Source organism: uncultured Tyzzerella sp., assembly GCF_963558545.1.
Classification (GTDB): Bacteria; Bacillota; Clostridia; order Lachnospirales; family CAG-274; genus Tyzzerella.
The window spans coordinates 19,914-35,143 of sequence record NZ_CAUWHO010000020.1 but is presented as its reverse complement, the minus strand read 5'-3'; the positions used below and the strand labels follow the sequence as shown (position 1 = coordinate 35,143).

At 23.1% G+C, this 15,230-nt stretch carries 11 protein-coding genes; all 11 read left to right on the top strand.

Going from position 1 to position 15,230, the window contains the following annotated elements; translation table 11 throughout:
• Positions 1 to 654, top strand: a 654-nt coding sequence (locus R5Z65_RS04800) for a DUF6017 domain-containing protein (RefSeq protein WP_317367410.1), incomplete at its 5' end; no start/stop codon positions are given.
• Between the two features lie 286 nt (positions 655 to 940).
• Positions 941 to 1,189 carry a hypothetical protein gene (locus R5Z65_RS04795; RefSeq protein ID WP_317367409.1) on the top strand — a complete coding sequence of 83 codons (249 nt, stop codon included), beginning with the start codon at positions 941 to 943 and terminating at the stop codon, positions 1,187 to 1,189.
• Positions 1,190 to 1,231: 42 nt separating this feature from the next.
• Complete coding sequence (locus R5Z65_RS04790) at positions 1,232 to 2,269, top strand: hypothetical protein (RefSeq protein ID WP_317367408.1); 1,038 nt, start codon at positions 1,232 to 1,234, stop codon at positions 2,267 to 2,269.
• Between the two features lie 22 nt (positions 2,270 to 2,291).
• Positions 2,292 to 2,810 (top strand): hypothetical protein, encoded by a 519-nt coding sequence (locus R5Z65_RS04785; RefSeq protein ID WP_317367406.1) that lies wholly within the window; start codon positions 2,292 to 2,294, stop codon positions 2,808 to 2,810.
• Positions 2,811 to 2,821: 11 nt separating this feature from the next.
• Entirely contained in the window at positions 2,822 to 3,109 is a 288-nt protein-coding gene (locus R5Z65_RS04780) for a hypothetical protein (protein ID WP_317367404.1), read from the top strand.
• Between the two features lie 521 nt (positions 3,110 to 3,630).
• Positions 3,631 to 4,038 (top strand): TnpV protein, encoded by a 408-nt coding sequence (locus R5Z65_RS04775; RefSeq protein WP_317367401.1) that lies wholly within the window; start codon positions 3,631 to 3,633, stop codon positions 4,036 to 4,038.
• 185 nt (positions 4,039 to 4,223) lie between these two features.
• On the top strand, positions 4,224 to 10,241 hold the full coding sequence (locus R5Z65_RS04770) for a DUF4314 domain-containing protein (protein WP_317367399.1): 6,018 nt from the start codon (positions 4,224 to 4,226) through the stop codon (positions 10,239 to 10,241).
• A gap of 192 nt (positions 10,242 to 10,433) precedes the next feature.
• On the top strand, positions 10,434 to 11,456 hold the full coding sequence (locus R5Z65_RS04765) for a ParB N-terminal domain-containing protein (RefSeq protein ID WP_317367397.1): 1,023 nt from the start codon (positions 10,434 to 10,436) through the stop codon (positions 11,454 to 11,456).
• A 3-nt stretch (positions 11,457 to 11,459) separates the two neighbouring features.
• Positions 11,460 to 13,358, top strand: coding sequence for a DUF3991 and TOPRIM domain-containing protein (locus tag R5Z65_RS04760; protein WP_317367395.1), 1,899 nt, complete (start codon positions 11,460 to 11,462; stop codon positions 13,356 to 13,358).
• Between the two features lie 199 nt (positions 13,359 to 13,557).
• Positions 13,558 to 13,962 carry a hypothetical protein gene (locus R5Z65_RS04755; RefSeq protein WP_317367393.1) on the top strand — a complete coding sequence of 135 codons (405 nt, stop codon included), beginning with the start codon at positions 13,558 to 13,560 and terminating at the stop codon, positions 13,960 to 13,962.
• Positions 13,959 to 15,227: a MobP3 family relaxase gene (mobP3, locus tag R5Z65_RS04750; RefSeq protein ID WP_317367391.1), complete on the top strand. Its 1,269-nt coding sequence runs from the start codon at positions 13,959 to 13,961 to the stop codon at positions 15,225 to 15,227. The genes R5Z65_RS04755 and mobP3 overlap by 4 nt, the downstream gene beginning before the upstream one ends.
• Positions 15,228 to 15,230: the final 3 nt, after the last annotated feature.

Sequence of the window (15,230 nt, the reverse complement as noted above, 5' to 3'; positions counted from 1 at the left end):
AATAAGTTTGGAAATGAAGAAAATATGTATAATAAAGAGAATATAGAATTAAATAGAGAAGACGATTACGTTGATAGATTGGTAAAGGAAAAAGCCCCTGAAAAACAGGAGCAAATAATAACAACTCAACATAGTCAGGTAATTGAGTTAATCAAAAATAATATTGATTATAACATAATAAAAGAAAAAATGCAAGAGAATAATCAAGATTATTTTAAAATATTTAACTCAGTATATAAAATTATAGTTGATGTTGTTTCAACCAATGAAAAATATATAAAAATTAATGGAGAATTAAAATCATTAGAAATAGTTAGAAGTGTATTTTTAAAAATTAAATTTATTGATATAGATAAGGTTATCAATAAATTTAAAACAATCGGTTACAAAATTAAAAATTTCAAAGCATATATGAGAACACTTATATACAATACGTACATAGATAAAGACTTATATAGTATAAATAGTGAAATAAAAAGAGAGTCTAACACAATACAAAAAAATAATAGTATTAAACCTACGTATAAAAATGGGTTTGTAAACTATACACAGAAAAAGCCTGATTATAATTTACTTAGAGAAATAGAACTTATGTCTTTAAAAGAAGGCACAGAAGAAGATAGAGATCATATTTTTAATGGGGTTAAAATATAATTTAGTAACAAAATGAAAACATATATAATAACAAAATGATATGACATAAATTTCATTTTGAATTTAAAGTAACAAAATGAAACTATGTATAAATATATATATATAATAATAATTAAATATATAATAATATTTATATATAATATTATAAATAATTATATAAAATAAATATTAAATATATAATAATATTTCTATCAATCAATATGTAACACTAATAATTACTTTAAGTAATAAACTATGTAAAGTATTAAGAAATTATTAACTAAAGCAAAAAAATAAAGGAGAATTTATGAGTTTAACTAAAATAGATATAATTATCTTAAAAGATTTATATAAAAAAGATAAATACAGTTTTTTAGAAAGTCTAAAAATAAAAGATTTTTTAATCATAGAACAAAAAGTTTTGAAAGAAAATTCATTATATAAAAGGCTTGAAAAATTAAAAAAATTAGATTTAGTTGCAAAAGGTGTTAAAGATGGAAAAAGTAGTACTTATTATATAACGTCTAATGGTATAGAATTTATAAAAGAATATTAATATAAAAATTTAATTAAGGATATAGATAAGGAGAGCAGAATTATGAAAGATAAAATAGGATTTATAGCAGTAGGACAAGCAGGTGGAAATATTGGATTTTTGTTAAATCAAAAAGGTTTTGATGTAGCTTTTATAAATACAAGTGAGGGAGATTTAGCGACTATAAATATTGATGGAGATAAAAAATACCATATAAAAAATGGATTAGGGTGTGCTAAAGACAGAGCAACGGCTAAAGAAGTTGCTAAAAATGATTTTAATTCTATAAATCAATTTATAAATAAAAGTTTAGGGGAAAAAGAATTATATTATTTAGTATTTTCTAGTGGAGGAGGTACAGGAAGTGGTATAAGTCCTACATTTGCTAAAATATTTAGTCAAGCATTAAATAAAAATATTGGCATAATAACAATACTTCCAAGTGAAAAAGATACATTACAAGCACATATAAACAGTTATGAGTGTTTGAAAGAAATAACAGAGATAGAAGATATTTGTTCAGTTTTTATACTTGATAATAAATCAAAAAATGATATTTTACATATAAATGAAAAATTTGTTAATTTGTTTATTAAAATATTTGATTATAAAAAATATGAAACACAAAAAGGTAATATTGATGAGGCAGAAATACTTAAACTTTTAAAAACTGAAGGAATGATTAATATTGCCACTTGCGAAAATGATGAAAATACAGATAAGTTAATTAAAAATATTCAAGAAAATATTTTTGCACCACTTGAGAATGATGGTAACATAAAATATTTAGGATTATCAAAAGGAATAAAATTTGATGATATTATATTTAAGAAAAAAATAGGGAAATATTTAGACAAGTTTGAAAACACAAATAAAGAATATACATTAGCAATATTAAGTGGACTAACTTTGCCTTTAAAAAGAATTAAAGATATGAAAGATAAAATATCAGAAGAAAAAGATACGATTATTAAATTAAATACTTCTAAAAATATAAAATTAGAAGATATTGATTTTTTAAATATAGGTAAGAGTAAGCCACAAGAAAATATAAAAAAAGAAAAGATGACAGCTGATGATATACTAAAAAATTTCTTTTAAAAGTAGCTAAGAGAGGTAATTTATGTTAAAAGAAAATATAAAATTTGTAGAGAATAAAATAAAAGAATATTTTACTATTGAAGAAAAAATAAAGCTTTTAAAAAATCTTATTATTTCATTGGAAGAAAAAAAGGAGATTGTAGAAGATAAAATAAAAAATTTAAAAATAGATTTTAATATAGATATAAAAAGCATTACTATTGACAGTATGCCTAAATGTAATGGTGATGGTAGTAGCTATTTTGAGAGAAATATTATAAAACAAATTCAAGATAATGAAAATATGATTTTAAATATAGAAGATAAAATTTTTTCATATAAAGAAGAAATTTTAAAGTTAGAATTTAAAAATCAACAAATGAAATATATACTCAATTTTTTAAAAGAAGAGTATAAAAAAATGTTAGTACAAAGATATAAAGAAAAAATGACAGAAATTACTATTGCCAATAATCTTAATGTATCAATTCAACAGTATCATAAATTGAAAAAAATAGCTATTGAAAATATATATAATATGATTATATTAGAAAATATTTAAAGGAGAAAAGTATGGATAGTATAGATACAAATGATTTAATAGAAATTAAATTTTTAGAACTAAAAAAATACATAGATGATTGTTTTGAAGAACAGTCAAAAGAAAATAAGAAATTTTTTAATAATATTTTAGAATTAATAAAACTTAATATAAATGATGAGTTAGAAAATAATAGAAATAAAATGCTAGATATCATTGAAAGATTTGAAAAAACAAGTAAATTAAATGATGTAGTATCTAATAAAATAATAGATACATTAAAAGAAATAGATTATATACAATACGGAGAAAAAAATTAAGATTATATATGATGATGTAAAAAAAGGTGTAAAACAGTTTTCTATACAATTAGTAATAGTTGTAATCATTTTTCTAACTATATTAGGTGGATACCAGCTAATAAATTGGACAATTTAAAACTTTAAGAAAGGATAAAGTTTATTTACTAATTATATAAAAGAATATTTACAAAATATGATTTTTCCATTAAACTTTTAATAGTAATACTGAGGAGAAATTATTATGAATAAAAGGCAATATAAATTAAAAAAATATGATAAAAATAGGAATATAAAATATTTTATATAACTCCATTATTAATAAATATAATTTTTATTTTTTGTATAAAATCTATAGACATTGATTTTACAACCTATGAAAATAAAGTATTTATTGAGAAGCAAATTGAACATGATAATAGAATAAAGGAGCAAATAATTAAAGATAAATTTTTAGAAAAAGTAGATATAGTTATATTAGATGATGAAATAGAAAGATATAAAAAAGACTTAAAAGAAAAATATAAAAAGGAGAAATAATTATGAGAAAAGAAAAATTTAATGAAAATAATGGATTATCCTATGAATTAGGAGAAGATAGTATGTATTATCCTACAATAGAAATAATGGAATTAAAAGTAGGAAAATATGGTAAACTGGCTATGGAGCATATGAGAGAACTAAATCAAATTGATTATAATTCACTTGGAATTAGAGGTAAATTACCTGAAATATTTAATGATATAGATAATAAAGTTTATGAAATGATAGATAGACTTATGGAGAAAAAATTAAAGGAAGAGCCAATACAAGATGAATGGAATGTTTTAGAAATAGAAAGACATAAAAAAATGTTACATAGAGAAGTAGAGGAAATAGTTTTAAAAGAAATAGTATATAAAGACCATTTTAAAGATATAGATATGGAAGAAATAATATTTGGAGAGTAGCTTAGCTACTCTTTTTTTGAATACATAAAGTTATAAACATATTTATAAACATATTTATAAACATTTTTTGCATAAAAAAATCGTTTAGTTTTTGTTTAGTTTTTGTTTAGTTTTTGTTTAGTTTTTTCTTAAAAATCTATGCTATAGTATTAATATGAAAAACTGTATCGGAAAGGTTGATATAAATGGCTAAAAAATTTAGTGATATAAGTAAGGCTTATAATGAAAAATTAAAAGAAATTATAAGTAAAGAAGAGAAATTAATAGACTTTGTAAAATTTTATTCAAAGTTTTATAAATATAATTTTCAAGATGCTTTATGCATATACTGTCAAAATGAAAAAGCAACAGCAGTTGCTAATTATGATACTTGGAAGAAGATTAATTATCAAGTAAAAAAAGGCTCTCAAGGGATAGGACTTTTTGATAATAGCACATTTAGTAAATTAAGATATGTATTTGATGTGTCAAGCACATATCAACAAAAAATAAGATTATGGAAATATGATAAAAATAAGCACAAAGATATTATAAACACATTATTTAATATAGATGAATTTAAAGAAAAGCATTTACTTGAAAGCATAGAAGATGATAGTATAAAAAACTTATTTTTTTATTTGAATACGGTTGCTAAAATAGAAAGATTAGGTTTAGATGAAGAAAACACTACTTTAATAAAAGAAGAAATAAGAAAAAATATTCAAAAATTTAAAGTTAAAGATATAGAAGTTATTTTAGATAGTTTGTGTAAAACTATAAGCCAAGATTTAAAAGAAATAGAAAATAAAATAAAAAATTTTGATAAAAAGTTAATTAATAAACCTGAAAAGGAACAGAGTACACCTGTTCCTTTTTATGATAAAAAAAACAAAAAAGAAAAAGTAGAAGAACTAAATTTATTTGATAATTTAAATCTTGATAATGCAAATCAAAGTAATAAAAGTTTAGTTACAGATGAAAAAATTGAATTTATATCTAATTATATAGGTAAAGAAATTTTTATAAATAATAAGAAATATTTAATAAAAGAATTAGAAAACTTTTTAGATGAAACTAGAGTTAAATTAGAGCATTTAGATAATAATTTATATCCTATAATAGCTAGTGCAACAAGTCTTGAGTATTTAGATATTATTTATGATGCTTTAAAAGAACAAAGTATTAAAGAAGAAAATGAACTTATAAAAGAGCCTATAAATAAAAATACAATAATAGGTAATACAATAATTCTTAATGAAATGGTTGGGGAAAAGTTATCATCAGGATTGAAAGGAACTATTAAAAAACTTGATGATATAGGGCAAATTCACGTTAACTGGGAAAATGGTAGTACATTAGCCATTAATCCTGAAATAGATAGCTTTACTATTATAGAAAAAGAAAAAAATGTTGAAATTGAAGAACCTAAAGAAAAAGTAGAAAGCAACAATAGTTTTAATTTTTTGATTTCTAACTATAATTTAAGGAGTAAAAAAATACCATATCCAATAACAGTTAATGAAAAAATACAAGCAAACATAAACGCTATAAATATTTTAAATTATTTAGAAAAAAATAATAAGTTTGCAAGAGAAGATGACAAAGAAATTTTATCAAACTATGTTGGTTTTGGAGGGATACCTCAAGTTTTTGAAAAAGAAGAAAATATAATAAGTCCTTTTATTAAAGAAAAAGCTAGAGAATTAAAAGAAATTTTAAGCCCTAGTGAATATGAAAAAGCTAGAGCATCTACATTAAATGCTCATTATACTCCTAAAGAAATAATAGATAGTATGTATAAAGCTATTGGAAACTTTGGGTATGAAAATACAAATATAAAAATATTAGAACCATCTTGTGGTACAGGTAATTTTATAGGAAATTTACCAACAGATTTAAAAGATAGTAAGATTACAGGAGTTGAGCTAGATACAATAACAGGTAAAATTGCAAAGCAATTATATCCAAATGCTAATATTAAAATAAATGGATTTGAAAAAGAAGATTTTAATGAAAATAGTTTTGATTTAGTAATTGGAAATATCCCTTTTGGAGATTATGGTATTTATGATAAAACTTATAATAAAAACAATTATTTGATACACGATTACTTTATAAATAAAAGTATAGCTTTAACAAAGCCAAATGGTATAGTTGCAGTTATAACATCAAAGGGTACACTTGATAAAAAAGATGATACTTTTAGGATAGAAGTAAGTAAAAAAGCAGAACTTCTAGGAGCTATAAGATTACCTAATACAGCTTTTAAAAAATTAGCAGGTACAGAAGTTACATCGGATATTTTATTTTTTCAAAAGTTAGAACAAGAACGAGAAGAAATACCTGATTGGGTTAATACAACAGAAGTAAAGTATGAAAATCGGATAAATAACTATTTTAAAAATCATCCTGAAATGATTTTAGGCAAATTAGACTACAAATCTAATAAATATGGAAGGTATGACTTAACAGTTGTTGCAGAAGACATAGATTTAAGAGAAAGGCTTTTAGAAACTGTTAATTTGCTACCTAAAAAAATAGTTAATCAAAATTTACCTATATATCAAGAAGATATATTAGTAGATGAAAATATAGAAGAAATTTTATTAAATGATAAATATAAAATATTTAGATATATTTACCATAATGATGAAATATATTATAAAGCTAGTAAAAATCAAATAGAAAGAGTAGAGCCTAGAAGTAGAGAAAGACTTATAGCTATTATAAAATTAAGAGATATGTCTAAGGAAATAATAGAAATACAATTAGATAGATATGCAGAAGAAAACTTATTTTATGAAAAACTAGAACAATTTAATAGATATTATGACGAATTTATAAAAAAGTATGGATATATAAATAGCCGAACTAATGTAAATATATTTAAAGAAGATGATGATATTCATTTTTTAACATCTTTAGAGAAAGCAAATAATGGTAACTATGAGAAAAGTGATTTTTTCTATAAAAAAACTATTTACCCAAATATTGATATAAAAGAAGTTGATAATGCAAAAGATGGACTAATTTTATCTCTTAACAAATATGCAAAAATAGATTTTAATTATATAAAAAATTTATATAACAAGCCTATAAATGAGATTATAGATGAACTTGTAAAAGATGACTTAATTTATTTAAACCCTTTAAAATATAAAAAAGAGAATATAGAACAAGGTTGGGAAATTAAGCCTATATATCTAAATGGGAATGTAAAAGAAAAGTTGAAGACAGTAGAAAATTTAAAGGATGAAAGTCCATATTTTGGAAGAAATATAAGTGCTTTAAAAGAAGTTATTCCAAAAGATGTAGATTTTTCGGATATAAAAATAGATATAGGTTCGGATTTATATAAAGTACACGATATGCAAGATTTTTTAAAAGAGTTATTAAAAATATCTAATGTAGATGTTAGATACAATGACCGTTCTTCCGAGTGGAGAATTTACAACAAGACTACTTATGGATATTTAGCTACACAAGAATATGGAACAAATCGTATGGGGGCATTGTATATATTTGAAAAAATCTTAAATAATCAAGAAGTTGTTGTAAAGGATGAGATAGAAGATTGTAATGGGAAGAAAAAATATATAACTAATAAAGATGAAACCATAAAAGCTAATGAAAAAAAATTATTAATAGAAAGAGAATTTGATGATTTTATATTTAAAAACGCAGACATAAGAAACAGAATAGTTGCAGAATATAATGAAAGATTTAATAATACAATAAATTCAAATTTTGATATAGAACTTAAATTACCTAATTTATCTCCTGATATAAAGTTACGACCACATCAAAAAGTAGCTATTGCAAGGAGTATATTTAGCCCTAACAATTTACTACTTGACCATCAGGTAGGTGCAGGCAAAACTTTTATTATGATAGTATCGGCTATGGAAAATAAAAGGCTTGGAAAATCAAATAAGCCTTTATTGATAGTACCTAACAATATAACTGCTCAATTTAAAAATGATTTTTATAGATTATATCCAAATGCAAATATATTGTATGCAGATGAAAAAAGTTTTGAAACAAAAAATAGGAAAAGGTTTTTATCTAAAATATCCCAAAATGATTATGATGCTATAATTATGGGACAATCACAGTTTGATTTGCTAAAGATATCTAAAGAAAGACAAATATATGGATTACAAGAAGAAATAGAAAATATTGTAAATGAAATGTCAGGACTTGATAAAAATGAGGATAGACTGACAGTTAAAATTTTAGAAAGAACTAAAAAATCATTAGAATTTAACTTAACAAAACTAATGGATAGTAAAACAGAGGATTTGTTAAGTTTTGAAGAACTTGGAATAGATAGTCTTTATGTAGATGAAGCACATTTATATAAAAATCTATATTTTACAACAAGACTTAGAAATATAGCAGGCATAAATCAAACTAATTCTCAAAAAGCAATGAATTTAAAAATGAAGATAGATTATTTAGAAGAAATAGGAGGAAAAATAACTTTTGCAACAGGAACACCTATTTCAAATACAATGGCAGAGATGTACACTATGCAAAGATATTTAATGCAAGAAACATTAAAAGAACAAGGTATTTATAACTTTGATAGTTGGCAAAAAATATTTGCAAGTACAGAAACTAAACTTGAGATATCTCCTGCAGGTAATGGTTTTCAACTAAAAACAAGATTTTCAAATTTTAGAAATATTCCTGAACTTATGAAATTATATAATAGCTTTGCAGATGTAGTAACAACAGATATGATAAATTTGCCTATTCCAAAAGCTATAAATAAAACTATACAAGCAGAAGCAAGCGAAGAATTAGCTATTGAGATGAAATCTTTCGGGGAAAGAGCAGAAAGATGTAAGAATGGTGGTAATCCTAAAATAGACAATATGCTTAAAATAGTACACGAAGGAAGATATGCAGGACTTGATATAAGGCATATAGATGAAAATAATGAGGATTATGAAGATAGTAAGGTAAATTTAGTAGTTGATAAAGTTGTTGAAATTTATGACAAAACAAAAAAAGAAAAAGGAACACAAGTTATATTTTCTGATATATCTACACCTAATATTAAATTTAACATATATGATGATATTAGAGAAAAGCTAATAAAAAATGGTATAAATGGAGAAGAAATAGCCTTTGTACATAATGCTAAAAATTCTAAAGAGCGTGAAAAAATGTTTGAGAAAGTTAGAAATGGAGATATAAGAGTTATTTTAGGGAGTACTGCTAAAATGGGAGCAGGTACTAATTTTCAAAATAAGTTAATAGCCTTATATCATTTAGATACACCTTGGCGACCAAGTGATTTGGAGCAACGTGAAGGTAGAATTTTAAGACAAGGTAATGAAAATGAAGAAGTTTATATTTTTAAATGTATAACAAAAGGTTCATTTGATGCGTACAGTTGGCAAATATTAGAACAAAAACAAAAATTTATAACACAAGCAAAAATAGGAGCTATCACAGGTAGAGAAGTAAAAGATATAGATGATGTTACACTTGATTATGCAGAGATAAAAGCATTAGCAACAGGTAACCCTAAAATAAAAAGAAAAATGGAAGTTGACAATGAAATAGAAAAACTTAAAATTTTAGAAACTTCTTATAGAAAAAAGCAATATGAAAATGAAAAATTTATAAAAGAAGAATATCCTAAAAAATTAGAAAAGTATAATGAAAGATTAGAAGCATTAAAAATTGATGAAGTATATTATGATAGTATAAAAGATTTAGATAATGAGAATAATTTTGAAATTACAATAAAAGACAATAAATATACAGATAAAGAAGTAGCAGGAAGTTTATTAATTAAAATAGCTAATGCGTCTAATATAGATGAAAAAATAGGAGAATATAAAGGTTTTAAAATTTATTCATCAAGTACCCCATTAAATGCAGATATAAAATTAATTAGATGTGCTAGTCATAGGACATCATTAAATAATGGGTATAAAAAGGCTAATATAGATTTATTAGACGATTGCTTAGAAAATATAAATAATAGAATTAATATTAGTAAAAATAAGATAGAAGAAATTGAGGAAAGAAAATATCAAGCAGAAAAATCTATAAATACTAAATTCGAGCATAAAGAAACTTTAGAGAATCTTTTTAAAGAAAAACTTGAGTTAGAAAGAGAATTTGAACAAGAAAATAAAACTTGTGTTCATATAGAAGATGAGGAATTTGAAGAAATAAAGGAGATAGATATGGAAATATAGATGTAGTTAATAATCATAATTAATAAAAGTTAGTCATAAATAGTCAAAGTTAATAAGAGTTAATCAAAGATAGTTATATATAAAAGGCTAAAATCAAGGCATTAGTATAATTTGATAATCATAAATAATCATAATTAATAAGAGTTAGTCAAAGTTAGTAAGAGATTGTCATAGTTAAAGGAGGACTTAAAGATGGATATGGATTATATAAAAAGAAAAATTAAAGAAAAAGAAGAAGAACAAAAGTTTTTAGAAGAACAGACTAAAAAAGATATAGAAGTAAAGTTAGCTTTTAATATAGAAGAAAATAATATAATTAATAATGATGTTTTAGAAGATAAAGCTATACATTTTAATAAAATTGTAGAGTTTGAAGATAATCCATTTAAAAAATATACAGATGAAGATTTAGAAGAACTAAAAGAAAGTATAAAAGATAATGGACTTTTAAATCCTATAATTTTATGGAAGACAGAAGATAAGTACACAATTTTAAGTGGACATAATAGATTTTTAGCTTTAAAAAATTTAGAATATGAAAAGCTAGACAGTAAAATGTATAAGGTTTTAGAAGATATAAGTCTTGAAGATGCTAAATTAATAGTGGTAGATACAAATCTTATACAAAGGAAAAATCTATTGCCTAGTGAAAAAGCAAAAGCATATAAAATACAAAAAGAAATGTTAGAAAAAAACAATTCTAAAAGAAGTGTTAATTTTGAGTTTTTTCAAGAAGAAAATGCTCTTAACACAGGAGAAATAGCCGAAGATAAGAATTTGTGCCACGATGTCAATTTAGAAAAAAATAGAAGTATTTATAGGTATTTAAGACTTAATTATTTAAGACCTGAATTTTTGAAAAAAGTTGATGATAAAGAAATATCTCTAGTTATGGGTGTTGAGTTATCATACCTAAAAGAAGATGAGCAAAAAGAAGTATTTACATACTTTTTTGAAAGAGATAATTTTTTAAAATTAAACCTTGAAATTTGCAAAAATATAAGAGAAAAAGCTAAAAGTATAAAAATATCAAAAGAAGTTTTAGATTTAATTATAGAAAAATATTTAAAACCTAAAACATCTAGAAGTTTCAAAATTAATTTTAAGAATATAAAGGAAATCTCAAGCCGTGAAATAAAAACAGATAAAGAAGCAAAAGACTACATAATGGATTGTATTAAGTTTTATGAAGAAAATAAAAATAAGGAGATGTAGCTTATGGCTAGATTTACTCAAGAGGAATATGAAAAAGCTAGGGGAGTAAATATACTAGATTATCTAAACTCTAATGGATATAATATAAAAAAGGTAGGTAATAATGAATACACACTTTTAGAACACGATAGTATTAGAATAAACCCTGTTAGAAATACATTTTTTTGGAATAGTCAAAATGTTGGAGGTAGCACCATACAATTTTTACAAGTGTATGAGGGTAAATCTCTTGTTGAAGCAATAAATATTTTAAATGGTAAGAGTATTAGTAATTTTAAAATCCAAAATAAACAACCTGAAAAAAATATAGAAATTAAAGGCGATGTTGTATTACCTAAAAAAAATATAGATAATAAAAGGGTACAAGCATATTTAACAAAGTCTAGGAAAATAGATTTTGAAATAGTAAATAGTCTTATTAAGAGTGGTAATATTTATGAAGATAAAGAAAATCATAATATTATATTCGTAGGCAAAGATAAAGATAATAATATTAAGTATGCAAGTAAAAGAAGTACGCTCACAAATAGCAGTTTTAAAGGTGATTTAAAAAATAGTGATAAAGATTTTGGCTTTAGAATAAATGGAGCAAAGTGTAATGATAAAGTTTATATATTTGAGAGTGCTATTGATTTAATGACACACGCAACCATATCGAAAGGACTAGGTAAAGATTGGAAAGAAGATAATCGTATATCACTTGGTTGTTTATCTTTTAAAGCACTAGATAATTTTTTAGTTGATAACACTAATATAAAAGAATTAGTGTTATTTTTAGATAGTGATGAAGAAGGACTAAAAAATGCAAATAAACTGTATAAAAATTATGGTAATGATTATAAGATAGATATAATCACTGTTAAAAATAAGGACTTAAATCAAACTTGGCAAGACTACTTAAATGATAAAGAATCTAATATAAACACTAAATTTGTAGATTATATAAAATATTTAGACAAGCCATTTTTAGAGCCTAAAATTTTAGATAATAAAGAAAGATTAAAAAATCATTTAGAAAATATGCTTGATATTAATTTTGATTATATTGACAAAGAAAAAGTATATAAAAACTTATTAGAAAATCTTTTTGAAAAAGAAGACAGAAAAGCAGTATTTTTAATAAAAGATGAAAAAGGACAAAGTATAGGTGGTTATGAATGGGATATTTATAATAAAGATTATAAACTTAATTTATTAAATAAAGGTGTAGAAAAGCCATTATTTTTTAAATCAATAGAAAATAGTGAATGTGTTTTTCTATACGATAACATAGTATCTACATTGGCAATGAATACTTCTGTTAATACCTGTTATGTAAATAACATAGATAATTTAGACAATATAGATAATGTTATAAAAGATAATAAAGGAATAGATACTATATTTTTATTTGTAGATAAAAATACAAAGTTATATAAAGAATATCAAAATCAAAATAGTCAAATTTATAAAGATATAAAAGCTAAAGAAAATCAATACAACATAAAAATAGGTATTGAAGATTGGAGTAAAGATAGTTATAAAGGATTTATCAAAAAAAATTATATAAAAGATAAATTTATTCCAAAACAAAAAGGTGATAGTAATGAGCTTTATCAAACTTTATTACAAAAAACTAATATTCCCAAACAAAGGCTTTTAGAGTTGTTTAGAAATAATGTTATTTACCAAGATATAGATAAAAATATGGTGTTTTTAATAAAAGATGAAAAAGGGCAAGATGTAGGAGGATACGAATTAAATATAAATAGTAAAAAACCTGAAATTAAAAAACTTGAAAATACCTATATTTCTAAAGAGCAAGAGGAAGAAACATTAAATCTTGCTACATATATATTTAAGGATATAAATGGAATAAGTAATACTTTGGGAATAGAAAAAAATTTAGAGATAGAGCTATAATATTTTTATTTTTTGCGTTAATGGGGGATAGGGGCTTGCCCCAACATAAAAGCGAGTAAAAACGAGCAAGGCAGGATAAGGTGTGTTACCACACACCTTGAAAACAGCTTGTAGGCTCGCCTACAACGGTGTTACTTTAAATATTAGAGTAACATTTTTGTAACACTGAAATATGCATACCTAAAAGGAGTGGTTTATTATGAAAGAGCAATTGGAGTATATTCCGTTTAAAATTCCAAAACATAAAAAAGAACAATTAGAAAAATATGCAAATAAACATCATAATGGAAATGTATCAATGGCTATTCGTGAATTTATAGACAAAGGACTTGCTATAAATTCATATAGCGAAGAAATTACTTTTTTAAGGCAAATGATTAATGAAGAATTAGAAACAACACTAGACCCATATATGAATAGATTAATCGCTATATGTTCAAAAGGTGCAATAATGAGTGCTAGTAGTCATTTTGCTTTGGGAGATGCACTGTCAAAATTTGTAGAGCCAAGATATAGAGTATCTTTAGAAGAAGCCTTAACAGAAAATAAGAAAAAAGGTTATGTTTATATAATTTCTAAAGACCATAAGGTTGATAAATTATGAAAAATGTAATCTTTAAAGTGAGATTTAATCACCCAAATAAATCTAAAACACCAAGTTTAAATGCAAGGCATTTTGATTATATATGTAAAAGACCTAGAGCTATGCACAATGATGGACAAAATTTTTGTTGTTTTGGTAAAGTATCCGAAATAGGATATTCTAACTTTGGGAATATAAATGAATTTGATTTAATAAAAAAACATATTTTAAAAAAGTCAAAAGATAAAACAACTTTTTATAAATGTATTATATCTTTAAAAGAAGAAGATGCAGTAGAAAAAGGTTTTGAAAATAGAAATAATTGGGAAGAACTAATAAAAAATAATGCTAAAAAATTAGCTAAAGAAATGAGCATTAAAATTGAAGATTTTGAATATGTATGTTCTGTCCATATGGAAAAAGGACATCCACATATGCACCTTATGGCTTGGGATAAAAATCAAGAAATTTTAAGAGAGAGCATACCTAAACATAATATTTATAAAATAAGAAGATTTTTAACAAACGATGTTTTTAAAGATGACTTACAAAATTTATATGATAATAAAAATAAAAGTAAAGATAATTATAAAAATTTTTTAAAAGATATGATAAAAGAATTAGACCCAACTTTTACTATGACAGATGAAGAATATAAAAAATATGATAAAGAGTTAAAAACGTTAGATTTAGATTTAAATAATAGTAAGATTTTTAATATAAATTTAGATGATAATTATGTTAGTAAAATAATGAAAGATATTTATTTGTTAAGAAAAGACCTACCAAAAACAGGCAGATTAAATTATGCTTTTATGCCTGAAAATGTAAAAAAAGAAATAGACGTTATTAGTAAAAAAATATTAGCTAGTAATATTGATGTTAGAAAAAATTTTGAAAATTACATAAAATCTATGGAAGACATAACAAAATTTAGTACCAAAAATGAAAAGTATATAGATAAGAGTATTAAGTCGGCAGAAGATGAACTTTTAAATTTTACAGGTAATCAAATACTAAATATTTGTAAAAATATAAACAAAAAAGAGTTTAAAATTAGAAAGGAGGAGTTTGAAGAATACAAAAAAGAAAAAGATGAAGAACAAACAAATTTTGAAAAACAAGAAATGTTAAGTTTATTATCAAATTTAATTAGTTTTATGAATAAAAATGAGAGTAAAAATAACAATAAATTTTTAAAACAAAACAATGAAAATAGTTTAGTTGCTAAGAAAGAGTTAGCTAAAAAAATGGAAAACAAATCTAATATTGAATGGGAAAGATAGAAA